Origin of the sequence: Microterricola viridarii, from assembly GCF_001542775.1 — a bacterium.
Taxonomy (GTDB): Bacteria; Actinomycetota; Actinomycetes; order Actinomycetales; family Microbacteriaceae; genus Microterricola; species Microterricola viridarii_A.
On sequence record NZ_CP014145.1, the window covers coordinates 1425989 to 1450052 of the forward strand.

The following is a 24064-nucleotide window of genomic DNA, read 5'->3' on the forward strand; positions in this document are numbered from 1 at the left end:
AACACTATGAAGATCCTGATCGCCGACGACGACCCGCAAATCCTTCGGGCGCTGCAGATCACCCTGTCCGCACACGGCTACGAGGTTGTCGTGGCCCGTGACGGCAACGAAGCCGTCGCCCTGGCTGCGACGCAACGCCCCGATCTGTTGGTCGTGGACCTCGGGATGCCGCAGCTGACCGGCCTCCAGGTGATCGAGGCGGTGCGCGGCTGGAGCTCGGCCCCGATCCTCGTGGTCTCCGGCCGCAGCGACTCGGCCGACAAGGTGGACGCCTTGGACGCCGGCGCCGACGACTACGTGACGAAGCCGTTTGCCGTGGACGAGCTGCTCGCGAGGATCCGAGCGCTCACCCGGCGCACGCCCACCGCCAGCGATGAGCCCGTCATCCGTTTCGGCAACATCACGGTCGACCTGGCCGCGCGCCAGGTGACCAGGCGACTCGACGGACAGCAGACGGACGAGATCGTGCGGCTCACCCCGACCGAGTGGCAGGTGCTGGAGGTGCTTGTGCGGAACCCTCGCCGCCTGGTGACCCGCCAGGTGCTCTTGACCGAGGTGTGGGGTCCGCAGTACACGAACGACACGGGCTACCTGCGGCTCTACCTCTCGCAGCTGCGCAAGAAGCTGGAGCCGACGCCCTCAGAGCCACGATATCTCGTGACCGAGTCAGGGATGGGCTACCGCTTCAACCCGGACGCCGACTCCTAGCTCCATTCCAGAGCAGTGCGGGGTCAGCTCGCCGCCAGCGCTGCGCACTGGCCGAGGGCCCGGCCACCGACGACGTTCAGCGGTTCACCGGGGAACAGGCCTCCCGTCACCGTGGGGGTCACAGCGAAGCAGCTCAGGTTCTTTCCGACGTTGTTCTGCACGACGAAGGCTCCGTGCGCACCGGGGTCGGTGTCGGTCACGGCGATCTTCAGCAGGGTCAGGTTCGCGCCGATCTTGTTGAACAGGATGCCCACCCAGTTCGTGGTCTGACCGACCAGGCTGACGTTGCGGGTGATTGTGTTGTTCTTGATCGACCAGGGGATCTCTGAGCCCCCGCCCAACGCCGAGACGTTGCCACGGACCGTGATGCCATTCAGCAGCAGCGTTCCCGTGTTCACCGCGGTGACATCACCATTCACGGTGATCGTCGAGTGCCCTGTCGGGTCGACCATGCACTCGTGCCCCGAGTTGCCGACGAGGGATGCCGGCTGGCAACCAAGCCCGAGCAGCGCGCCAGACACCGAGTTCACGTTGCGGCCGACGGTGATGGTCGATGGCGCGCTCTGCGCGTCCAGCACCGCGCCCTTCTTCAGGGTGATGCTGCCACTGACGGTGATCACGGCCCCGGACGGAACGCTGCACGCCCCGGTGACGGTGATGTCGGAATAGGAACCAGACACGATTTCGCCGCCGGCACACGTCACCGGTTTGGCGCCGTGGCCCGTGCCAGCCAGTGCCGGTGCGGCGGAGAGCATCATCGCCCCCGCGACAACGACGACCCCCACGATCTTCAATCGAATGTCCATACTCATCAACCACCCTTTCGCCTGCGATCGGCTGGGCAGATGTGCCACGAGCGAGCGGCGCATGAGTCGGCGAACCCGCAGATCAGGATCGAGGTGACGCCCCAGCGTTTGCGTCCCAGGCGCGCTGCAACCCGACGTTGGCGCGTTCCACGGGCAACGTACTCCCGTTTCGCGTGCCAGAACATGGGGGCGCTCCCTGTGATCGCCAGGGGAAGTGCAGGGCGAATGGGCCGGCTATTACGCCGGGTTCTGTCCCTGCCGCACCGAGGTGCGGCGCTGGACGGCCATCTATCTTGGGACTACGTTGCCGCAGCCCTCTAGCGGTCTACCCGAGAACGCGACGAGCAGCCGCATCGTTCTCTGTCTGACCTTGCTCCGGACGAGGTTTACCGAGCAGATCAGGTCGCCCTGATCCCTGGTGGTCTCTTACACCACCGTTTCACCCTTACCCCGAGCAAAGCCCGGGGCGGTCTGTTTTCTGTGGCACTGTCTCGCGGGTTACCCCGGGTGGGCGTTACCCACCGTCCTGCTCTACGGAGCCCGGACGTTCCTCGGCACGGAGCCGAAACTCCGTGACGCGACCGTCTTGCCGACCCATTCGCACCTCCAGCCTATCCCGGCTGGAGGTGGCCTCGTGACTAGCTGAGCGGGATGCCGGACTCGTCGGTGCGGATCAGGATGCGGTCGCACTCCGGGCAGAACAGCACGTCGTCCCATGCGGCCTGGCGCACGGTCTCGAGGTCGGCGCCGGTCAGGGTCATGTTGCAGCCGTGGCAGGTGCGGGCGCGCAGCAGGGCCGCGCCGATGCCGCCACCGGTGGTGCGACGCTTCTCGTAGAGCGCCAGCAGCTCTTCGCTGACGGTCTTGGCAACGGCCTCACGGTCACGCTCGGTGTCGACCTGCTCGCCCTGGATCACCACGGCGGCGCGGTCGCGCTCCTGCTCGAGCACGCTGATCTGGTCGGTCACCGCGTCGCGCTCGGCAAGGATGGCGGCCAGGGCCGCCTCCTTCTCCTCGACGCGCTCCATCACGGTGAGCTCGATCTCTTCGAGATCGTTCTGGCGCTTGGCCAGAGAGGCCAGCTCGGCCTCCAACGCCTGAATGTCCTTCACCGAGGCGCTGGCCTGCAGCCGCTCGGAGTCGCGCTTGATGCGTGCCTCGACGACGGCGACGTCCGACTCGAGCCGGCCGAGCTCCGTGCGTGCGTCGTCGACCTCGCCGGAGGCGATCGCGTAGCGGCGGCGCACCTCGTCGAGGGTCTTGCCGTGGGCGGCGAGGGCGGCCTGCTGCGGCAGATTCTTCAGCTGGTGCGCGATCTGCTGCAGTCGGGTGTCAACTGACTGCAGGCGCAGCAGGTTCTTCTGTTCCGCTTCGGGTGCCTTCACGTGGTTCTCCTCATGGTGCTGCGTCGTTGTTGGGCGTCCATCACTGCGTGATGACGAAATTCCAGGGGTCTGTGTTGATCTCGCTGACGATGACCTCGACGCCGGGCAGCGCGGTGCGCAGCTGGGCGGCGGCCGAATCCAGCCAGAGCCACTCGCTGGCCCAGTGCGAGACGTCGATGAGTGCGGGGCCGCGGCCGCTCAGCCGGGCCTGTTCGCGGGCCTCAGAGGCGGGGTGGTGGCGCAGGTCGCTGGTGATGTAGACATCGGATGCCAGCACGCTCGGGCGCGAGAGCAGCGAGTCGCCTGCACCGCCGCACAGCGCGACGGTGCGCACCGGCGCGTCGTAGTCGCCCGAGACGCGCACGCCGCCGGCGGTGGCCGGAAGCAGCTCGGCCACGGTGCGGGCCAGGCGGCCGAGCGTGGTCGGAGTGCTCAGCGGGCCCACTCGGCCGATGCCGACGCGCGGGTCGATGGTGCCGCTGGCGCCGGGATCGATGGCGACGGCATCCGTCAGCCCGAGCCGGCGCGCTATCACGTCGGAGACGCCGTCGATGACGACATCTGCGTTGGTGTGCGCGGTGAGCAGGGCGCAGTCTGCCTTGATCAGGCGGCGCAGCAGCGAGCCCTTGTAGCGGTCCTCGGCCACGCTGGTGACGCCGCGCAGCAACAGCGGGTGGTGCGCGATGAGCAAATCGGCGCCGCGTTCGATGGCCTCGTCGACGGTGTCGGAGACGGCATCGACGGCGAGCACGATGCGCGTGACGGGCGCGGCGTCATCGCCGCTGACCAAGCCGGGGGCGTCCCACGGTTCCGCGCCATCGAGTGGCCACAGTTCGTGGGTGACTCGAATGACGTCGGCAAGTGTGGTTGGCATCCCTCAAGCCTACCGGTGCCCTCGCTAGCTCGCTTCAGTGTCGGCACAATTCGGGGTGACCGGCGCCCCCTCGAAACGGGCCTCTGTCCAGGCCAGGAGGTCTCCGATCAGTGCGGAGTCCTCGCCGACCAACTGCATGTGGTCGAGACCGGGATACTCGCGGTACTCCAGCTGTTGGCCGTCGGCGCAACGCGCGGCGACATAGTTGCGCTGCATCGTCGGGGCGACAAGCGGGTCGGCGCCGCCCTGGCCGATGAAGAGGGGGGCCTGGATGTCGCCGCGCGGCGTGTTGGCACGCAGCCGCTCGCCGAGGGCGCCCTGGGTGGGGTCGCTCCGGAAGATGCTCATGTCTTGGTCCATGGAGAGCGCGGAGAGCACGGAGACGAGCACACCCGGCTCAGACAGGCAGCGCGTCGACATCTCACGGACGAGGGTGCGGGCGGACGGTTCCAGATACGCGGCCCTGGTGACGTCGGGGTAGTGCGAGAAGTATGCCTCCGCGACGAAGGAGGCGAAGACGCTGCCACCGGTGACGCTCGGCAGGTGGTTGACCAGCCCGATCGTGTCGCTGGCCGGCGCCAAGGCGACGACGCCGGAGATGTCGAGTTCCGGCGCGTAGCTGTCGGCGAGTTGGCCTGCCCAGAGCGAGGCGTGCCCGCCCTGCGAGTGGCCCCAGATCGTAGTCTGGCCGCTGAGGTTGAGTTCCTGCATCTGCTCGGCGGCGCGCACGGAGTCCAGAACGGAGCGGCCCTCTCCCCCGCCGACGAGGTAGGGCTGCGCGCCCTGCGTGCCGAGCCCGGCGTAGTCGGTGGCGACGAGTACCCAGCCGGCGTCGATGATCTGTTCCAGCGCCGGAAGCGCACCGGAGGCGAGCGGGTCTGCCAGCAACGACGGGGCGCAGTCCGTGGCGTAGCCGGTTGTGCCGTGGGCCCAGGCGATCAGGTCGCGCGGCCCGGCGGACTCGTCGGCGGGATCGGTGTTGGCAGTGAGCACAATCCCGCTGGCCACGGCGGCCTCGCCGCTGTCCGTCGTCGTCTCGTAGAGGATCCGCCACGCCACGGCATTGCGGGGCACACCTCGTGTGAACGACTCGACGCGCAGCAGCTCCCCCGGCGTGCCGGTGAGTTCGGCGGGTGCCGTGTAGAAGGCGTCGGCGTGGGCTGAACCGGGCTGGAGCGTCCAGGCCAGGCCGCTGGCGACGAGGGCGAGGATCACAGCACCGATCGCGCCGCCCAAACGTGCCCAGCGCCGGAGACCGGACGGGTTCGCGTGCGAGCTGGTTGCCGGCCGCTCACCGAACCACATCAGCACGGCCGACCAGATCGTTGCGGCCCCGAAGATGAGGGTGCGTGCACCGAACAGCACGGCGACGACCAGCAGGGTGACATCCGGCCAGAGCAGCGCGAGCACGCCGAACACGATGTCGGCGAGGCCGAACAAGAGCGCCGCCGCGCGCTGGTCGCCGCTGCCGCGCACGACGCCGGCCGCGCTGGCGATACCGGTGGCGACCAGCGTGACGGCCAGGAAGATCGGCAGCACGTCGATGGCCAGCCCGAGCCAGATCAGGACGACGAGCCCGGCGGCGATCCAGGCCGCACCGAGGAATCGGGTCAGTCGTGGCGCGGCGGCCCGGTCTGCGCCGATCAGGTCTGCGAGGCCGGAGACGATGAAGCTCAGTCCGATGTAGATCGCGAGGGTCGCCAGCGAGCTGAGCGGGCGGAGGATGATGAGGGCGCCGAAAACGACACTGGCAACGCCGACGAGAAGCAGCAGCCACCACGGGGCCTTGGCGAGCAACCGAGGGAGGGCCCTGGTGCGGTCGGGGCGGGTCGTCGTCTCATTCGGCGTCACCCTGCCATGATGCCGTACCCCTCCCGGCGGGGGTGGAATCCGCGTCGCCTGCCCGGGCGCGCCATTCGCGCCAGACCAGCCAGATGATGACGACGTCCAGCAGGAGCAGAACTGCCTTCACGGGGGTCGGCGCCCCGATCAGCACCACGAGTTGGTACACGGCGAAGAGGCCGAGGATCACCAGTGCCGGGCGGTACGCCCAACGGTAGTCGCGCAGCAGGCAGTACACGAGCAGAAGCTTCAGGGTGCCGTGCGAGAGCAGGAACACGATCACGGTGACCGGCGCCCCCGCCGCCAGTGCCTCGCTCAGCCGCCCGGCCCAGTGTTCGACGAGCTCGTGCCGGTCTGGCCCGTGGTCGCTCTCGTTCGCCACGGCTGCGCTCAACGTGCGCAGAACGCCGGGCGCGAACCACAGCAGCAGGCCCACCGCCACTTCGATGAGGCCGTCGATGGCCTTCAGCGCGAGCCCGATGCGGAAGCCCAGTTCCTGGGCCCGCCGGCCGCGCCCAGCATTCGCGGCGCCGTTCATGGCGCAAGCGTAGCCCCGGCGGAGGCTGCATGAATCGAAGTCTGCTTAGCTTGATGCAGTGCGGTCGCTCCCCGGCCGCGGAGGGAGAACCATGGTTTCCAGCGACATCACCGAGGCGCTGATCGCCGCGCTACGCGGCACCGGCGGGCGCACGATCCCCGAGGTGCTCGGCGTGCTCGGCAGCCTCGGCGTCGACGTCGAGGGCGAGAACGCCATGTTGTTCGGCGAGAACGTGGTGGCCTGGCTGGGGCTGAGCGACGAGGCTACTTCGGCGCTGAACGCGCTCGTCGCCGATGAGCGGGTCGAGGTCCTCCCCAGCGACGAGGCGGCCTACCAGGCCGTTGGCTTCGAGCCGCCGTTCCCGGCGATCTCGGCGGGTCAGCTCACGCAGCGCTTCGATTCGCCGCGCTGGCTGCCCACCGAGATCATTGTGAGGCGCTGAACTAGCTCCAGATGTCGTCGCCGCGGAGGCTGGCATCCGCTCCACCGTCGACGTAAATTGTCTGACCGGTGACGTGGGTGTTCTCCTCGCTGGCGAGCCAGGCGATGAGCCTGGCGATCACGACGGGCTCGGAGTGGTAGTTGAGCGGCATCGGCACGTTCTCGTCGACCATGGCAACGCTCTCTGGCGTGGCGAGGAGCTTCTTCGTCATGGCGGTGAGCACGGTGCCGGGAGCGACTGCGTTCAACGGGATGTGCGCGCCGGCCCACATCGGGGTGATCGAGTCGCGGCGCACCCAACGGCTGAGCGCACGCTTGCTCGACGGGTAGTTGAGGTAGCCCTCGCGCGGGCCCTGCTCGGCGAGGGCTGCGCCCAGCTCGAGCGCTTTGGCCTCGTCGCCGGCGAGCAGCGCGTCGACGAGCTCCGGCGAGTTCGGCTGCAGTGTGGCCATCGAGCTCACCACGACGGCGCGGGGCGAGTCGGACTTCGCGAGCGTCGGGGCCAGCGCCTCGAGGAACTCGGTGACACCGAAGTAATTCACGGCGACCGTGAGCGGGATCGGCGCGGAGATACCGGCAGCGGCGACGACGGCGTCAATCTGGCCGTCGGCGGCCTCGATCGCTGCGGTGGCGGCGGACTGGCGGCCCTCAGACGTGGAGAGGTCCGCGGTGACCTCGGCGTCGCGCATGTCGACGCCAATCACCGTGTGACCGCGCTCCCTCAAAAGCTCGGCCGTGGCGGCGCCGATTCCCGATGCTGATCCCGTTACAACGTAGGTGCGTGTCATGGTCGTCACGCTACTTTTCATGTCTGGGAACCACTCACGGCGGAGGCTGCTACAAACTCACCGGGGAGTCAGTTCGAGCGCGTGGAGGCGGTGCTCCGGCGGTCGCGATCCGCCCGGTTTTGCACCTGTATGGACCCGGTGACCACGGCGTCGACGTTCATCGAGCCGTCGACGGGGCCAATGATGGCGATCGGCGTGGTGAGTGTCGGTGCCAGCGGCTCGACCGGCATCGCCGCGAGCCGTCTGCGCTCGCGCAGGTACGCCGGGATGAGCAGGGCGATGGCGCCGAACCACGCCAGCGGGTTGCTCCACACGACACCGGCGAATCCGAACAGCGAGCCGAGCACGATGGCCGCCCCGACGCGCATGGCGAGCTCGATGACGCCGGTCAGCGTCGGGATCGCCGCGAGGCCGAGGCCCTGCAGGGCGCCGCGCAGCACGAACAACACGCCCAGTGACGTGTAGGTGAAGCCTCCGACGGCGAGCATGTATGCGGCATCCGCGACGACGGCATCGGAGCCGTCGCCGACGAACAGGCGAACCAGCTGCTCGCCGAAGGCGATGAGCAGGACGCCGACGACGATCGCGGTGCCGATCGCCATCCACACGGCCTGGGCCACGCCGCGGCGGATGCGGTCGGGCCGGCGCCCGCCGAGGTTCTGCGCGGCATACATGGAGGCGGCCAGACCGAGAGAGGAGAGCAGCGCGACGGCGATCGATTCGACGCGGGAGGCCGTCGTGTAGGCGGCCACCGCCTCGGTGCCGAGCTGGTTGAGAGCCACCTGCACGGTGAGGGTTCCGATCGCAATAATCGAGGCCTGGAAGCCCATTGGGATGCCCACTCGCAGGTGCTCGGTGACCACGGCGCGGCGCACCTTCCAGTCGGCACGGCGCACGTGCAGCACGGGCAGCCGTCGGCGCACGTGTTCGAGGCACAGCACGACCGAGACCGCCTGCGCGACGACCGTGGCCAGGGCGGCACCGGCGATCCCCCAGTCGAGCGGCCCGACCATCAGAACGACGAGGCCGACGTTCAGCAGGCAGGCGAGGGTCAGGAAGAGCAGGGGCGTGCGCGAGTCACCGACCGCGCGGATGATGGCGGAGAGGAAGTTGAAGAACATGACGGCAGATGCCCCGAGGAAGCTGACCTGGGTGAACACGGTCGCCTCGGCGAGCAGCTCGTCTGGGGTCTGCAGCAATTGGAGCGCCGGACCGGCGATGAGCGGGGCCCCGACGGTGAGCACGATGCTGATCGCGCCGGTGAGCAGCGTGCCCGTGGCAACCGAGCTGCGCACGGCACCGAAGTCGCCCGCGCCGAAGGCTTGCGCCGTTGGGATCGCGAACCCGGAGGTCACACCCCAGGCGAAACCGAGCAGTAGGAACAAGAGGGAGCCTGTCGCACCGACGGCGGCGAGCGAGTCGACGCCGAGCCAGCGGCCGACGACGATGGCGTCGGCCACCTGGTAGAGCTGCTGCACAATGTTGCCGATCAGCAACGGCACGGCGAAAACGAGGATGACCCGCCAAGGCGCGCCGGTGGTGAGGGATCTAGACATGGGTTCTCGCACGGAAAGTCGTCACGGTCGGAGGGAGGCGGCTCGCGCCGCCCGCAATCCTAGCAATCCACGTCCTGCTGCCCGTCGGCTGCGCGGAGTACACCGCGCTGTCCGCGCTCCCGGCGAAATCCGCCGGGGCTGGCACTATTGCCCATACGTCCCGGCGACGGCCGGCGACAGACGAGGCAAACTCGAATCCCAAACATCGTTCGGGTTTGAGATAGTAGACGTGGATGGTGCCGTTCCTGCGGCACTCTGATCAAGGAAGACCAATGACGACACCGCACCCCGGCAGCGCAGCCGAACTCGTTTCCCTGCTCACGCTCGACGAGAAGATCCTTCTGCTCTCCGGAGCCAATATGTGGGCGACCGCGGCGGTGGGCACGATTCCCTCGACGTTCCTCGCGAACGGACCGACCGGGGTCGGCAAGCAGGCATCAGACAGCGACCACGTCGGCGCCGGCGAGATGCTGCCCGCCACCGCCTTCCCCTCGCCCTCCGTGCTCGCGTCATCCTGGGATGTGGAGCTCGTCGAGGAGGTCGGCGTCGCGCTCGGCCGCGAATCGCGCGCGAAGGATGTCGGCGTGTTGCTCGGCCCGGGCCTCAATATCAAACGCCACCCGGGCGGCGGGCGCGTGTTCGAGTACTTCTCCGAAGACCCGCACCTGGCCGGCAAGATCGCTGCCGCAGTCGTGCGCGGCGTGCAGTCGCAGGGTGTCGGCTCGTCGATCAAGCACTTCGCCGGCAACAACCAGGAGACCTTCCGGATGCGTCTGGACTCCATTATCGACGAGCGCACCCTGCGCGAGATCTACCTCACCGGCTTCGAGATCGCGGTGAAGGAATCCGATCCGTGGACGGTGATGAGCTCCTACAACCTGATCAACGGCGAGCACCCCGGCGAGTCGCAGCGACTCCTCGCGCAGATCCTGCGCGAGGAATGGGGCTTCACCGGCCTCGTCATGAGCGACTGGTTCGCCGTGTCAGACCGCCCGGCCGCTCTCCGCGCCGGCCTCGACCTGGAGATGCCGGGCAATGACGGGCTCTGGTCCGGGCGGGTCAGGAAGGCCATCGCCGATGGCTCGCTCACCATCGCCGATGTGGATGCCGCCGCCACCCGGGTTGCCGCACTGGCCCTGCGTGCCGCCGCCGAGTCCGCCGGTCCCGCCGTCACGGCCGACTTCGACGCCCACCACGCCCTCGCTCGCCGCGCCGCCGCGGCCGGCACCGTGCTGCTCAGCAACGACGGCATCCTGCCGCTGCGCCCGGAAGGCACCATCGCGATCATCGGCTCCGCTGCCGAAACCCCGCGCTTCCAGGGCGTCGGCAGCGCACACGTCAACGCCATCACTGTCGAGACGGTTCTGGATGCGCTGCCCGCACGCCTCGGCACCGACGCGGAGTACACCTTCGTGCGGGGCTACGACGCCAAGTCCGGCGCCGTCAGCGCCGAGGACTCCGCTGCGGCGCAGGCCGCGGCAGCGGCCGCCGACGTCGCCATCATCATCCTGGCGATCCCGGCCGGTGGCGAGGCGGAGGGCGTCGACCGCGCGCACCTCGTCTTCCCGCCCGACATGAACGAGCTGGTGCGCACCGTGACGGCGGCGAACCCGCGCACGGTCGTGGTGCTCGTCAACGGCGCGCCGCTCGAGATGCCGTGGGCGGACGCCCCGGCTGCGCTCCTAGAGACGTACCTCGGCGGCCAGGCCTCCGGGCCGGCCATCGTCGACGTGCTGTTCGGCGATGCGGAGCCGGGCGGCCGTCTCGGTGAGAGCTTTCCGGTCACGGCATCCGATCTTCCGGCGGCCGCGAACTTCCCGACCACCACGCCCACGCAGGTGCAGTACCGCGAGAACATCTATGTCGGCTACCGCTTCCACGACACGTTCGAGGTCGCCCCGCGCTTCCCGTTCGGGCACGGCCTGGGCTACACCAGCTTCGAGTACGGCACCGTTGAGGTGTCCGGCAGCGGCGTCGACCTGGCCTTGACTGTCCCGGTGACCAACTCGGGCGACCGCTTCGGCTCGGAGGTTGTGCAGCTCTATGTGCACGCGACGCACTCCGCCGTCCACCGCCCGGAGCAGGAGCTCAAGGCGTTCGCCAAGGTGCACCTCGCGCCCGGCGAGACTCAGCGGGTGACTCTGCGCCTGGAGCACCGCTCGTTTGCGATCTATGACGTCGCCAGTGCCTCCTGGGCCGCGGAGGCGGGCGACTATGAGATCCGCATCGGTTCCTCCTCACGCGACATCCGCAGCGCAACGATCGTGCTTCTCGACACGGGCGAGATCGTCACGCCCGTCGAGCGCCCGGCCCGCGCGGTGGCCAGCCAGGCCGAGTTCGCACGCCTGCTCGGCGGCCCGGTGCCCGCCGCGAAGGGGCTCGTGCCGTTCAGCATCAACTCCCCCATCGACGATCTGCGCACCACCTGGCTCGGCCGCCGACTCCACGGCGCGCTGCTCGGCGTCATCACCAAGAGCCTTCCGGCCGATGGCGACGACGACATGAAGGCGATGATGGACGCCGTGGTCGGCGGGATGCCGCTGCGCACCCTCGTCGCGAACTCCGGCGGCAAGCTCACCCTCGACACCATGGCCCGCATCGTGGGCGTGCTGAACACCGCCTCCGCCCAGGCCCGTCGGGCCCGAAGCGCAGCCAAGCGCTAACCCAGCGTCAGACAACGACCAGAGACGCGAAAAGCCCCCGAGAATTCGGGGGCTTTTCTGCGTGAGTGAATCACTGTGGGCCCTACCGGGCTCGAACCGATGACATCCACGGTGTAAACGTGGCGCTCTACCAACTGAGCTAAAGGCCCATTGCGCGCAATCACGCGCAACGACTCATCTACCTTACCGACAATTTCGGATGCCGCGCGCCACTGGCCCCGGCCGACGATCGCTGCCTACACTCATGGTCATGCGCATCTCGCCGACGAAGGACGATGGCCGCGACGCCCAGGAGCGCCGCTCGGAGACGCGTTGGCCGGCGTTCGCCGGGCTCATGGTGGCGCTGCTGCTCTACGTGAGCGTGCCGAACCCGGACACGGCCACGCTGCGCCAGGTCGCCACGGTGATTTTGCTGCTCATGTTCATCCCGTTGGTCATCGTGAACCCGCACCGGCTCACCCGGCAGACGCAGTGGTCGCGCTGGCTCTCCATCAGTTTCGCGGCCGTGCTCGTGATCGCCAACCAGGTCAACGTCACCTACGTCATCCGCTCGCTCATCGACGGCTCGGCAAACGGCACGACCTTGCTGCTCACCGCCCTGCAGGTCTGGATCGCGAACGTCGTCGCGTTCGGCCTGCTCTACTGGGAGCTCGACCGCGGCGGGCCCGTCGCCCGCGGAAACCTGCAACGGCCCCAACTGCCCATCGCCGACTTCAAGTTCCCGCAGGACGAGAGCGGCGACGACGTCGACGAGATCCGCCGCGTCTCCTCCGCCGCGGCCGACTGGCGTCCGGGCTACGTCGACTACCTCTACGTGTCGCTGACGAACATGATGGCGTTCAGCCCGACGGATGCCATGCCGATGCGCTCCCGCACCAAGATCATCATGGCGAGTCAGGCCCTGACCGGCTTCATTCTGCTCGCGCTGGTCATCTCTCGTGCGGTGAACATCCTCGCCTCGAACTAGCGGCGATCAGGCGGCGGGGAGCTCGGCGAGGGCGGCCCGGTAGGCGTCGAGCTGGCGGGCCTCGCCGGGCGCCGTGACGAAGTGGCCCCGGATCACGCCGTCCTTGTCGATCAGCACGGTGGCGCGGGTCGCGAAGCCCTTGTCCTCGATGAACGCGTCATACTCGCGGGCGACCGCGCCGTGCGGCCAGAAGTCGGCCAACAGCGGGAAGCCGTAGCCCTCCTGCTCGCCCCAGGCCCGCAGAGCGTACTTGGAGTCGACGGACACGCCGATGAGCTCCACATCGCGATCAGCGAACAAGGACAGATTGTCGCGCAGCTCACACAGCTCCCCCGTGCACGTGCCGGAGAAGGCCAACGGGAAGAACACCAGCGCGACGGCTTTCTCGCCGCGGAAATCACTGAGCTTCACGCTCTGACCCCACTGATTGGTCAACTCGAAATCGGGGGCGATCTCGCCGATCTGCAGCGTCACTGTGGGGTCTCCTTGTCTGTTTCGGCCTCTCTGCGGCCGAACGCACGGCTCGATCGTAGCCGCCCCGTGTCCACGTAGCCGAAATAGAATCAATAGGATGGCGTACTGTGCCCGGTCGCGACCCGACCTGGTTTTCGTCTGTGTGAAGCATCGGCACTTGAGCGCCAAAGCAGGGCAAGACCCCCACACGCGATCGGTACTAAACAAAGAGAGAGGTCGACTGTGACTGTCAACGACCAGGACCCTTACTCGGTCAACAACGTGGACTCCGACCCGGAGGAAACGGCCGAGTGGGCCGAATCGCTCAACGCGCTTGTCGCTGCTCACGGGCACGAACGGGCCCGCGAGATCATGCTGAGCCTGCTGAAGCGCTCCAAGGAGCTGCACCTCGGCGTGCCCATGGTTCCGACCACGGATTACATCAACACCATCGCCCCCGAGGACGAGGCCCCGTTCCCGGGCGACGAAGGCATCGAGCGCCGCTACCGCGCTTGGCTGCGCTGGAATGCCGCCGTCATGGTGCACCGCGCGCAGCGCCCCGGCATCTCCGTCGGCGGCCACATCTCCACCTACGCCGGAGCGGCTTCGCTCTACGAAGTTGGATTCAACCACTTCTTCCGCGGCCAGGACCACCCGGGCGGCGGAGACCAGATCTTCATCCAGGGCCACGCCTCCCCCGGCACCTACGCCCGTGCGTACCTCGAGGGTCGCCTGAGCGAGAAGCAGCTCGACGGATTCCGTCAGGAGAAGTCCCAGGCCCCGTACGGCCTCTCGTCCTACCCGCACCCGCGTCTGATGCCGGAATTCTGGCAGTTCCCGACCGTGTCGATGGGCCTCGGCCCGATCAACGCGATCTACCAGGCACAGACCAACCGCTACCTCACCAACCGTGGCATCAAGGATGCCAGCGACCAGCAGGTCTGGGCGTTCCTCGGCGACGGCGAGATGGACGAGGTCGAGAGCCGCGGCCAGCTCCAGGTCGCAGCCAACGAGGGTCTGGACAACCTCAACTTCGTTATCAACTGCAACCTGCAGCGCCTCGACGGCCCGGTGCGCGGCAACGGCAAGATCGTGCAGGAGCTCGAGAGCTTCTTCCGCGGTGCCGGCTGGAACGTCATCAAGGTCGTCTGGGGCCGCGAGTGGGACGACCTTCTCGCCCGCGACAACGACGGCGCCCTGCGCACGCTGATGAACGTCACCCCCGACGGTGACTACCAGACCTACAAGACCGAGAACGGCGCCTACGTGCGCGAGAACTTCTTCGGCCGCGACCCGCGCACCCTCGACCTCGTCAAGGACTTGAGCGACGACCAGATCTGGGGCCTCAAGCGCGGCGGCCACGACTACCGCAAGATCTACGCGGCGTTCAAGGCGGCATCCGAGCACAAGGGCCAGCCGACTGTCATCCTGGCGAAGACCGTCAAGGGCTACGGCCTCGGACCGAGCTTCGAGGGCCGCAACGCGACCCACCAGATGAAGAAGATGACGCTCGAGAACCTCAAGACGTTCCGTGACGCCATGCACATCCCCGTCACCGACGCGCAGCTCGAAGAGAACCCGTACCTGCCGCCGTACTACAAGCCGGCCGACAACGACGAGGCGATCCAGTACCTGCACGAGCGTCGCCGCGAACTCGGCGGCTACCTGCCCGAGCGCCGTACCGCGCACACGGCGATCTCGCTGCCGGATGACTCGGCCTACGCGATCGCGAAGAAGGGCTCCGGCACGCAGGAGATCGCCACCACCATGGCGTTCGTCCGACTGCTCAAGGACCTGATCCGCTCCAAGGACTTCGGCCACCGCATCGTGCCGATCATCCCCGACGAGGCCCGCACCTTCGGCATCGACGCTTTCTTCCCGACGGCGAAGATCTACAACCCGAACGGCCAGCACTACACCTCGGTCGACCGCGAACTGCTGCTCGCCTACAAGGAGAGCCCGCAGGGCCAGATCCTGCACGTCGGCATCAACGAGGCCGGCGCCCTGGCGGCGTTCACGAACGTCGGCACCAGCTACGCCACGCACGGCGAGCCGCTGATCCCGTTCTACGTGTTCTACTCGATGTTCGGATTCCAGCGCACCGGTGACGCCATTTGGGCAGCCGGCGACCAGATGGCCCGCGGCTTCATGATCGCTGCGACCGCTGGGCGCACCACGCTGACCGGCGAGGGCCTGCAGCACGCCGACGGCCACTCGCTGGTGCTCTCCGCCACGAACCCGGCCGTCGTCTCCTACGACCCGGCCTACGGCTACGAGATCGGCCACATCGTTCGCAGCGGCCTGGAGCGCATGTACGGCGGGGCACACGAAGACCCCAACGTCATGTACTACCTGACGGTCTACAACGAGCCGATCATCCACCCGGCCGAGCCGGAGAACCTCGACGTCGACGGCGTCGTGCGCGGCATCTACAAGCTGAAGGACGGCACCATCGCCGGCCCGAAGGCTCAGCTGCTGGCATCCGGTGTCTCGGTGGCCTGGGCCATCGAGGCACAGGAGCTGCTCGCCGCAGACTGGGGCGTCTCCGCCGATGTCTGGTCGGTCACCTCGTGGAGCGAGCTGCGCCGCGACGGCTTGGCCGCCGACGAGCACAACTTCCTCTACCCGGAAGCAGAGCCGAAGACGCCGTACGTCTGGCAGAAGCTGGGCGCCGCGCAGGGCCCGTTCGTCGCCGTGACGGACTTCTCGCACAGCGTGCCGGACCAGATCCGTCCGTTCATCCCCGGCACGTACGCGACGCTCGGAGCCGATGACTTCGGCTTCAGCGACACGCGCGCCGCCGCTCGCCGCTTCTTCAAGATCGACGGGCCGTCGATGGTCGTCCGCACGCTGCAGCTGCTCGCTGCGCGCGGCGAGGTCGACCCCGGCGCACCCGCGCAGGCGATCGAGAAGTACCGTCTGCACGACGTCAACGCCGGCACGACGGGATCAGCCGGCGGCGAGAGCTAGCAAACCGTGGCGACGAGGCCGAAGACAAAAGAAGAGACGCTGGCGTGGCTGCGCACCCTCTCCGGGGAGCTGTCCACCGCAACGCTGAAGCGTCTTGAGGAGACGCTGCCCTGGTATGGCGACATGCCACCGGGGCGGCGCTCCGCCGTCGGCCTCGTCGCGCAAGCGGGCATCACCTCGTTCATCTCCTGGTACGACGACCCGGCCTCGACGCCGTGGATCGCCGCGGATGTGTTCGGGGCCGCCCCGCGTGAACTTCTGCGCTCGGTCAGCCTGCAGCAGACGCTGCAGCTGATCCGGGTTGTCGTCGAGGTCGTCGAGGACCGCATCAAGGACCGTGGCGAGGGCCTGCACGAGGCGATCCTGCTCTACTCGCGGGAGATCGCCTTCGGCGCCGCCGACGTCTACGCCCGCGCCGCAGAGGCCCGCGGGCTGTGGGACGCCCGGCTCGAGGCTTTGGTCGTCGACTCCATCCTCGCCGGCGAATACGACGACGAGCTGCCGAGCCGCATCGCGGCCCTCGGCTGGCACGGCCACGGCGAGGTCGCTGTACTCGTCGGCACCACGCCGCGCATGCTGGATGTCGACCAGTTGCGCCGCGCTGCCCGACACATGGCCTCAGACGTACTCATTGGAGTGCAGGGCAACCGCTTGGTGCTCGTGATCGGCCGCTCCCAGCCGCCGCCCGGGGCCAACACCGAGGCGGAGGACGAGTCCAAGCCGAGCGAACCCCTGATCAGCTTCATGGAGATGGCCGTGCAGCTGGAGCCGCACTTCGGCCTTGGCCACCTCGTGCTCGGCCACGAAGTGCCCAACCTGGTGGATGCCTCCAAGAGCGCGAAGGCGGCTCTGGCCGGGTTCGCCGTCGCCCACTCCTGGCGGCACGCCCCGCGCCCGGTGCAGGCCGATGACCTGCTGCCGGAGCGCGCCCTGGCCGGCGATCCGCTCGCCCGCGCCACCCTCATCCACCGCATCTACCGCCCCCTGCAAGCGCACTCCACCGAGCTGCTCACCACCTTGTGGTGCTACCTCGACAACGGGCGCTCGCTCGAGGCGACGGCGCGCGAGCTCTTCGTGCACCCGAACACCGTGCGCTACCGCCTGAAGCGGGTCTCCGAGGTGATCGGCTGGGATGCCACCGGCGCCCGCGAGGCCCTGATCTTGCAGTCGGCGCTCATCATCGGCTCCATCAGCGACCACGACGGCCTGCGCCGACGCCGCTGATCTGCCCCACGATTTGTGCGAGATTCACAAGGGTCTCGCCGATACGCTGTCGATGTTCCACATCACAGCACGGCATGAGATTGGCAAACTAGAGAAGTGATCGTCGTCGTATGCCCTGGACAGGGCTCCCAAACTCCCGGCTTCCTCGAACCCTGGCTTGCTGAGCCACAGTTCGCCGAGCGCCTGCGTGCGCTCTCGGATGCCGCAGGAACCGACCTGCTCGCCCACGGCACAGTGAGCGACGCCGACACGATCCGCGACACCGCGATCGCCCAGCCGCTCATCGTCGCTGCCGGCATCCTCACCCTGCAGGCACTGCTTGCCGACGGCCGTCGCGAGAAGATCGCCGGCATCGCCGGGCACTCCGTCGGTGAGATCACCGCGGCAGCCGGCGCCGGCATCCTGAGCGACGACGACGCACTCCGCTTCGTCGGTGAGCGTGGCCGCGCCATGGCCGCAGCCGCCGCACTCGAGCCAACCGGCATGAGCGCCGTCCTCGGCGGCGACGAGGCTGAGCTCCTCGCCCGCCTCGCCGAGCTCGGCCTGGAGCCGGCCAACTACAACGGCGGCGGGCAGATCGTCGTCGCCGGCGCGCTGCCCGCCCTCGCCACCCTGGCCGAGGAGCCGCCGGCCAAGAGTCGCGTCATCCCGCTGCAGGTCGCCGGAGCGTTCCACACCCGCTACATGGTGCCGGCCGTCGCCCACCTCAGCGAGGTCGCCGCGACGCTCGCCCCCAACGACCCGACACTGCCCATCTGGAGCAACAAGGACGGCGCGCTGGTCTCCAGCGGCTCGCGCTTCGTCGAACTGCTCGTCGGCCAGGTCTCCTCCCCCGTGCGCTGGGACCTCTGCATGGAGTCGTTCGCCGCGGCAGGCGTCACCGGCATCATCGAACTGGCCCCGGCCGGCGCGCTCACCGGGCTCGCCAAGCGCGCGCTGCGCGGCGTTCCGAGCGTCGCCATCAAGACCCCCGATGACCTGGCTGCGGCCTTCGAGCTCATCGACAACGCGTAGTCACACTCCTCCACAGCAGATCGGCACACAGAACATGACCCGTCCAACACTGCAGCAGTCGCACGGACCCGCCTACACCCGCATCTACGCGGTCGGCGCGGCCCGCGGCTCCGTCGCCGTCACCAACGACGACATTGCCGGGCCGATCGACTCCTCCGACGAGTGGATCCAGCAGCGCACCGGCATCATCACCCGCATGCGGGCGACGGCCGACGTCTCTGCCCTCGACCTGGCCACGGATGCCGCCCGCGAGGCCATCGAGCGCAGCGGTGTCGCCCCTGAGCTCATCGACGCCGTGATCGTCGCCACCATCAGCAACACGCAGCAGACCCCGTCGATGGCTGCCGTCGTCGCCGACCGCGTCGGCGCGAACCCCGCCGCCGCCTATGACATGAACGCGGCCTGCGCCGGCTACGCCTACGGCGTGGCCCAGGCCGACGCGCTGATCCGCTCCGGCGCCGCGCACTACGCGCTCGTCATCGGTGCAGAGAAGCTCTCGGACGTCGTCGACCCCACCGACCGCAGCATCTCGTTCCTGCTCGGCGACGGCGCAGGCGCCATCGTGATCGGGCCGAGCGAGTTCCCCGGCATCTCCCGGACCATCTGGGGATCCGACGGATCCAAGGCGCACGCGGTTGCGATGAACAGCACCCTCGTCGACTTCCGCGACGGCGTCTCGGAGTGGCCGACCCTCCGCCAGGAGGGCCAGACCGTCTTCCGCTGGGCCGTGTGGGACATGGCGAAGGTGGCCAAGGAGGCCCTCGCGGCAGCCGGCATCACCGCAGCCGACCTCGCGGCCTTCATTCCGCACCAGGCCAACATGCGCATCATCGACGAGTTCGCCAAGCAGCTGAAGCTGCCGGAGAGCGTCGCGATCGCCCGCGACATCGCGACCACCGGCAACACCTCGGCGGCGTCGATCCCGCTGGCCACCCACCGTCTGCTCGAGGAACACCCCGAGCTGAGCGGCGGCCTCGCCCTGCAGATCGGCTTCGGCGCCGGTCTGGTCTTCGGCGCGCAAGTCGTGGTGCTGCCTTAACAGTCCTGCCGTCCCCCTAAACTAGGTGGCGGTCAAACGAAACACCCCCTCAAGGAGAAAACAACATGGCATTGTCCACCGAAGAAGTTCTTGCCGGCCTGGCCGAGCTCATCAACGACGAGACTGGCATCGCGACCGACACGGTTGAGCTGGGCAAGTCGTTCACCGACGACCTCGACATCGACTCCATCTCGATGATGACGATTGTCGTCAACGCCGAAGAGAAGTTCGACGTCAAGATCCCCGACGAAGAGGTCAAGAACCTCAAGACCGTTGGTGACGCTGTCACCTTCATCGTCGGAGCCCAGGCTTAAGACCGTTTCCCCGTCTGGCGGGCCGGGATCACCGGCCCGCTTGACGGAGCATGCCCGCTTGTTCCTCACTGCGTGGAGAGTTTGACCGTTATGACCAAAAAGATCGTTGTTACAGGCATCGGTGCGACATCGCCCCTCGGCGGAACCGCACCAGAGACCTGGGAGGCACTGCTCGCCGGTGTCTCCGGCGCAGACACGCTCCCCTTCGAGTGGGTTGAGCAGTACGAGCTTCCCGTGAAGTTCGCCGCCCGCGCCAAGGTTCGCCCCGAGGAAGTGCTGGAGCGCCCCGTCGCCAAGCGCCTCGACCCGTCGGCACAGTTCGCCCTGATCTCTGCCATGGAGGCGTGGGCGGATGCCGGCGCACCCGACGTCGCCCCCGAGCGCCTCGGCGTCGACTTCGCCACCGGCATCGGCGGCATCTGGACCCTGCTCGACGCCTGGGACGTGCTGCGCGAGAAGGGCCCCCGCCGGGTCCTCCCGATGACCGTTCCGATGCTGATGCCGAACGCGGCATCAGCGGCCGTGTCGATGCACTTCGGCGCGCGTGCCTTCGCACGCACCGTCGCCTCCGCCTGCGCGTCCAGCACCGAGTCGATCGTCAACGCCTACGAGCACCTGCAGGCCGGCTACGCCGACGTCGTGATCGCAGGTGGCACCGAGAGCGCCATCCACCCGATCACCATGGCCTCGTTCTCGTCGATGCAGGCCCTCTCCAAGCGGAACGACGACCCGTCGCACGCCTCCCGCCCGTACAGCGTCGACCGTGACGGCTTCGTCATGGGCGAAGGCGCGGCCAGCCTCGTGCTGGAGACGGAAGAGCACGCCCTGGCCCGCGGCGTCCGCATCTACGCGGAGGTCGCCGGTGGCGGCGTCACCGCCGACTCGTACCACATCACCGCCAACGACCCGGAGGGTCGCGGCGCCAGCCGCGCCGTCGAGAAGGCGCTCGAGCTGGCCGGTGCACGCCCGGAGGACGTCACCCACATCAACGCGCACGCCACCAGCACGCCCGTCGGCGACATCGCCGAGTACGCCGCCCTCAAGGCCGTGTTCGGTGAGCGCGTCAACGAGATCCCCGTGTCAGGCACGAAGGGCGCAACCGGCCACCTCCTCGGTGGAACCGGCGCACTCGAGGCCATCTTCACGATCCTCGCGATCCGCGACCGCGTGGCACCGCCCACGATCAACCTGACGACACAGGACCCCGAGATCCCGCTGACCATCTCCGGGCAGCCGATGCCGCTCGGCGACGGCCCGCAGCTGGCCATCTCGAACTCCTTCGGCTTCGGCGGCCACAACGCCGTCGTCGCGTTCCGGAGCGTCTAGCCCGCACTCGCAGTCGCTCAGAAGGCCCGCTCGGTATTCCGTGCGGGCCTTCTGCGTTTGTGGAGGCTGCGGGGCTAGCCGGTCTTGTGCAGCCAGATCACCGGCGAGAAGTCGCTGGCATAGCGGAACACGTCGAGCTCGTCGTCCCATTCCTGGCCGAGGGCGAGCCGCAACTCCCGGTGCAACTCCAGCGCATCCGTTCCCGCGCGCTGCATCGCGGAGCGGATGCGATCCTCCGGCACGACCATGTTGCCCGCACTGTCGACCTGCACCCAGACGATGCCGAGGCTCGGCGTGTGCATCCAGCGCGACCCGTCAGAGCCGCTGCCGGCATCCTCTGTCACCTCGAAGCGCAACTGCTCCCAGCCGTGCAGGGCCGAGGCGATGGCGGCGCCCATGCCGCGCTCGCCCTCCCAGTAGAACTCGGCGCGTAGGCAGCCGTCGAGCGCGGGCTGCCCGGCCCAGTCGAAGTTCACGGCGCGCCCCAGGGCGCGTCCGACGGCCCATTCGACGTGCGGGCACATGGCTTTGGGCGCCGAATGGACATAAATGACTCCCCGCGCGGCGTTCGCCTGACGGGCAGGTGCTGCCGTCATGTTCTCTCCGTTTCCTCTGAGGTGCGTCTTCCCCAACGACCTCATAAACGGTTCCCATGACGGGCACTCCCCCGATTATGCCCCGAGATCCGCGCCAACGTCCAGCCTGAATCCTGCGATGCCAGCCTGAATCCTGCGATGCCAGCGTGGCATCGCCCGCCCGCTGCGGGGCCTGCCTATGCTCGAAGCACGAACGTAGGGGCACGAGGAGGAGAAGGATGTCGGTACGCGAGAGTTTGCTCGCCGTGCTCACGCTGGGTCCCGCCTATGGGGCGCAGCTGCACTCGGAGCTCCTGTCCCGCCTCGGCCACCGCCGCGACATCAACGTCGGCCAGATCTACGCCACCCTCGACCGCCTCGGCAAGAGCGCACTCGTGCGGGACGGCGGCACGACGCTCGACGGCCTGCCGTTGTACGAGCTGACACCGGCCGGCACCCTCGCCGCCCGGGAATGGCTGAGCGTTGTCGGGCCGGCCCAGCTGGACTGGAACGAGATGCTCGACCAACTGCTCGTGGCATCCTCGCTGCCCGGCGCCCCGCTCGATTCGCTGATCGAACAGCACCGGGAGCTCTGGGCGGCCCCGCTGCTGCGCGAGGGCGGGCAGGAGTCGGCGCAGAGCGCCCTCGCGGCCGCCTCAGAGGAGGAGCTGCGAGCAGCGGCCCTCCGCTGGCTTGACGCGTGCGAGGCCGCGTCGGCCGACAGCGCCCTGGCCCGGCCGCTCAGCGACACCCGTCCGCGCCGCGGGCGACGCCCCGCTGCCTAGTCACTTAGCGTCGGCGTAGCGGTCCACGACGGCGATGCCGAGCGGGAAGTCCACCGGGAAATCCCCGAACAGCAGCCGGCCCGCGAAGGCGGCGGCCTCGGTCACGGCAGCGGCCACCTCGTCGGCGTGCTCCTCCGGCGTGTGCACAATGATCTCGTCGTGCAGGAAGAAGACGAGGTGCGGGATCGACTCGAACACGGCACCGGATGCCGCAGCGCGTCGCGCAGGCGGCGTGGAGCTACGCTGCTGGATGGCGTGCAGGCTGTTGCGGATCTCGCCCATCCAGCAGAGCGCCCACTCGGCTGCGCTGCCCTGCACCACGAAGTTGCGGGTGAAGCGGCCCCACTCGCGGGCCCGGCTGCGCGCCCGGGACTCCTCTGCGGCGTTCGCGCCGGGCTGGCTCGCGCGACGCTGGGCCTCCCGCCACTCCTCGCCGGGGGCCGGGGAGGAGCGCCCGAGCCAGGTCGTCACCAGCTCGCCCCGCTCGCCGGCGCGCGCCGCCTGCTCCACCAGGCGGATCGCCCGCGGGTAGGCGCGGGTGAGCTTGGGCATCAACCGCCCGCTCTCCCCCGTCGTCGCGCCGTACATGGCGCCGAGCATCGCCACCTTGGCGTGGTCGCGGCTTTCCACCACGCCACTGGCGACGATACCGGCGTACATGTCGGTGCCGCGGCCGGCGGCGGCCATCGCGGTGTCGGCCGAGAGGGCGGCCAGGATGCGCGGCTCGAGCTGGGCGGCATCCGCCACCACCAGCTTCCAGCCCGGGTCGGCGGTGACGGCCGCGCGCACCTGCCGCGGCAGCTGCAGTGCGCCCCCGCCGCTCGTCGCCCAGCGCCCGGTGGCCGCGCCCCCCGGCACATAGTCGGGGTGCAGCCGCTCGTTCACGATCCACTGGTCCATCCAGGTCCAGCCGTTGGCTGTCAGCAGCCTGGCCCGCTTCTTGTACTCAAGTAGCGGTGCGATCACGGGGTGGCTCTGCTCGGCGAGCTCCCAGCGGTTGGTGGAAGTGATCATCAGCCCGGCCCGGTTCAGTGCCTTGAGCACGTTCTGCGGGGAGTCCGGGTTGACGCTCTGGTCGCCGAGGATGTCGCGGATGCGGCCGGCCAGCTCTTCCAGCCGCGCCGGACGGGTGCCGTACGGCACCCGGGGGCCGAGCTCCTCGGTCAGGATCGCGTCGTGCACGTCGGTGCGCCACGGCAGTCCGGCGTGGCGCATCTCGGCGGCGATGAGAGCACCGACGGATTCGGCGGCGAGCAGCAGCCGCAGCCGGCCGGCATCCGGAACCTCGGAGAGGGCCATCAGCTGCCTGCGATACTCGGCCACGCTGTCTTCGTTGGCGGCACCGCGCCCACTGGCCATGGTCTCGCCGAGGTCGAAGAGCGTGCTGTGCGCCGGGACGACGTGCGCGCTGAGCGGTTCCGCCGGCAGGCTCCAGTCGGTCGGCTCGGAGCGCGCGAAGGCGGTGTGCGCAGTGAGGGTCGAGTTGCGCAGGATCGCGTGGCTGAGTCGCAGGTCGTGGCAACGCCGCACCCGCACCCCGGCGCTCAACAGATCGCCGTACCAGCGGGAGCTGTCGCTCCACACCCAGCGCTCGGCCTCCGGCCGGCCCTCCCGCTCGGCGACGAAAGCCGCGAGCTGGGCGAAGGGCAGCACCCGCGCCTCACCCAGAAGCTCGCCCAGCGGGCCGACGGTGCTCGCAACGACCTCGGTGGGGCTGTTGCGCGCAAGGACGATGGTCACGCTCCCATTCTCCACTACCGAACGCACGTTCGAATACCGGGCGCGCCCGACCCGTG

21 protein-coding genes, 1 tRNA gene and 1 other RNA gene are annotated in these 24064 nt (G+C 68.8%); 11 read left to right on the forward strand and 12 right to left on the reverse strand.

Annotation, left to right across the window (positions count from 1 at the left end; translation table 11 throughout):
- The first annotated feature begins 6 nt into the window (after positions 1–6).
- Positions 7–708 (forward strand): response regulator, encoded by a 702-nt coding sequence (locus AWU67_RS06540; protein WP_067227264.1) that lies wholly within the window; start codon positions 7–9, stop codon positions 706–708.
- Between the two features lie 23 nt (positions 709–731).
- On the opposite strand, the gene AWU67_RS06545 is transcribed toward AWU67_RS06540, so the two are convergent.
- The 6 genes from AWU67_RS06545 to AWU67_RS06570 all read right to left on the reverse strand — a co-directional run bounded on the left by AWU67_RS06545 (position 732) and on the right by AWU67_RS06570 (position 6153).
- Positions 732–1514, reverse strand: a complete 783-nt coding sequence (locus AWU67_RS06545) for a hypothetical protein (protein ID WP_067227265.1) — start codon at positions 1512–1514, stop codon at positions 732–734.
- Positions 1515–1736: 222 nt separating this feature from the next.
- Positions 1737–2111, reverse strand: an RNA gene (gene rnpB / locus AWU67_RS06550) — RNase P RNA component class A.
- Between the two features lie 41 nt (positions 2112–2152).
- Positions 2153–2899: a zinc ribbon domain-containing protein gene (locus AWU67_RS06555; protein ID WP_067227266.1), complete on the reverse strand. Its 747-nt coding sequence runs from the start codon at positions 2897–2899 to the stop codon at positions 2153–2155.
- Positions 2900–2939: 40 nt separating this feature from the next.
- On the reverse strand, positions 2940–3773 hold the full coding sequence (locus AWU67_RS06560; RefSeq protein WP_067227267.1) for a Nif3-like dinuclear metal center hexameric protein: 834 nt from the start codon (positions 3771–3773) through the stop codon (positions 2940–2942).
- Between the two features lie 24 nt (positions 3774–3797).
- Complete coding sequence (locus AWU67_RS06565; protein WP_199922356.1) at positions 3798–5624, reverse strand: lipase family protein; 1827 nt, start codon at positions 5622–5624, stop codon at positions 3798–3800.
- On the reverse strand, positions 5611–6153 hold the full coding sequence (locus AWU67_RS06570) for a DUF2127 domain-containing protein (RefSeq protein WP_067227268.1): 543 nt from the start codon (positions 6151–6153) through the stop codon (positions 5611–5613). The genes AWU67_RS06565 and AWU67_RS06570 overlap by 14 nt, the downstream gene beginning before the upstream one ends.
- Before the next feature lie 91 nt (positions 6154–6244).
- Here AWU67_RS06570 and AWU67_RS06575 point away from each other — a divergent pair, with 91 nt between their 5' ends.
- The gene (locus AWU67_RS06575; RefSeq protein ID WP_067227269.1) at positions 6245–6595 is read left to right on the forward strand and encodes a hypothetical protein; all 351 of its coding nucleotides are present in this window, start codon (positions 6245–6247) and stop codon (positions 6593–6595) included.
- Between the two features lies 1 nt (position 6596).
- Here AWU67_RS06575 and AWU67_RS06580 read toward each other — a convergent pair whose 3' ends face one another.
- Together AWU67_RS06580 and AWU67_RS06585 are read right to left on the reverse strand one after the other, a co-directional pair.
- Positions 6597–7382: an SDR family oxidoreductase gene (locus tag AWU67_RS06580; protein WP_067232257.1), complete on the reverse strand. Its 786-nt coding sequence runs from the start codon at positions 7380–7382 to the stop codon at positions 6597–6599.
- A gap of 68 nt (positions 7383–7450) precedes the next feature.
- The gene (locus AWU67_RS06585; protein ID WP_067227270.1) at positions 7451–8938 is read right to left on the reverse strand and encodes an MATE family efflux transporter; all 1488 of its coding nucleotides are present in this window, start codon (positions 8936–8938) and stop codon (positions 7451–7453) included.
- Between the two features lie 272 nt (positions 8939–9210).
- On the opposite strand from AWU67_RS06585, the gene AWU67_RS06590 reads away from it, so the two are divergent.
- Positions 9211–11601: a glycoside hydrolase family 3 C-terminal domain-containing protein gene (locus tag AWU67_RS06590; protein ID WP_067227271.1), complete on the forward strand. Its 2391-nt coding sequence runs from the start codon at positions 9211–9213 to the stop codon at positions 11599–11601.
- A gap of 76 nt (positions 11602–11677) precedes the next feature.
- Here AWU67_RS06590 and AWU67_RS06595 read toward each other — a convergent pair.
- Positions 11678–11750: transfer RNA gene (locus tag AWU67_RS06595), tRNA-Val, on the reverse strand.
- 101 nt (positions 11751–11851) lie between these two features.
- Between AWU67_RS06595 and AWU67_RS06600 the strand changes: the two genes are divergently transcribed.
- Positions 11852–12568, forward strand: coding sequence for a hypothetical protein (locus AWU67_RS06600; protein ID WP_067232260.1), 717 nt, complete (start codon positions 11852–11854; stop codon positions 12566–12568).
- 6 nt (positions 12569–12574) lie between these two features.
- On the opposite strand, the gene AWU67_RS06605 is transcribed toward AWU67_RS06600, so the two are convergent.
- Positions 12575–13042, reverse strand: coding sequence for a peroxiredoxin (locus tag AWU67_RS06605; RefSeq protein WP_067227272.1), 468 nt, complete (start codon positions 13040–13042; stop codon positions 12575–12577).
- A 222-nt stretch (positions 13043–13264) separates the two neighbouring features.
- Between AWU67_RS06605 and aceE the strand changes: the two genes are divergently transcribed.
- From aceE to AWU67_RS06635, 6 genes are all read left to right on the forward strand, one after another.
- Entirely contained in the window at positions 13265–15991 is a 2727-nt protein-coding gene (gene aceE, locus AWU67_RS06610; protein ID WP_067227273.1) for a pyruvate dehydrogenase (acetyl-transferring), homodimeric type, read from the forward strand.
- A gap of 6 nt (positions 15992–15997) precedes the next feature.
- Positions 15998–17215, forward strand: a complete 1218-nt coding sequence (locus tag AWU67_RS06615) for a PucR family transcriptional regulator (protein ID WP_067227274.1) — start codon at positions 15998–16000, stop codon at positions 17213–17215.
- A 96-nt stretch (positions 17216–17311) separates the two neighbouring features.
- A complete protein-coding gene (locus AWU67_RS06620; protein WP_067227275.1) occupies positions 17312–18229 on the forward strand; it encodes an ACP S-malonyltransferase in 918 nt (305 codons plus the stop codon).
- A gap of 34 nt (positions 18230–18263) precedes the next feature.
- Complete coding sequence (locus AWU67_RS06625; RefSeq protein WP_067227276.1) at positions 18264–19268, forward strand: beta-ketoacyl-ACP synthase III; 1005 nt, start codon at positions 18264–18266, stop codon at positions 19266–19268.
- Positions 19269–19333: 65 nt separating this feature from the next.
- Positions 19334–19582, forward strand: a complete 249-nt coding sequence (locus AWU67_RS06630; RefSeq protein ID WP_047410294.1) for an acyl carrier protein — start codon at positions 19334–19336, stop codon at positions 19580–19582.
- Positions 19583–19672: 90 nt separating this feature from the next.
- Positions 19673–20908, forward strand: coding sequence for a beta-ketoacyl-[acyl-carrier-protein] synthase family protein (locus AWU67_RS06635; RefSeq protein WP_067227277.1), 1236 nt, complete (start codon positions 19673–19675; stop codon positions 20906–20908).
- A gap of 74 nt (positions 20909–20982) precedes the next feature.
- Here the strand turns inward: AWU67_RS06635 and AWU67_RS06640 are convergent, their stop codons facing one another.
- Positions 20983–21504 carry a DUF3145 domain-containing protein gene (locus tag AWU67_RS06640; RefSeq protein WP_067227278.1) on the reverse strand — a complete coding sequence of 174 codons (522 nt, stop codon included), beginning with the start codon at positions 21502–21504 and terminating at the stop codon, positions 20983–20985.
- A gap of 218 nt (positions 21505–21722) precedes the next feature.
- On the opposite strand from AWU67_RS06640, the gene AWU67_RS06645 reads away from it, so the two are divergent.
- On the forward strand, positions 21723–22268 hold the full coding sequence (locus tag AWU67_RS06645; protein ID WP_067227279.1) for a PadR family transcriptional regulator: 546 nt from the start codon (positions 21723–21725) through the stop codon (positions 22266–22268).
- Here AWU67_RS06645 and AWU67_RS06650 read toward each other — a convergent pair whose 3' ends face one another.
- Positions 22269–24008, reverse strand: coding sequence for a bifunctional 3'-5' exonuclease/DNA polymerase (locus AWU67_RS06650; protein WP_067227280.1), 1740 nt, complete (start codon positions 24006–24008; stop codon positions 22269–22271).
- Between the last annotated feature and the right edge of the window lie 56 nt (positions 24009–24064).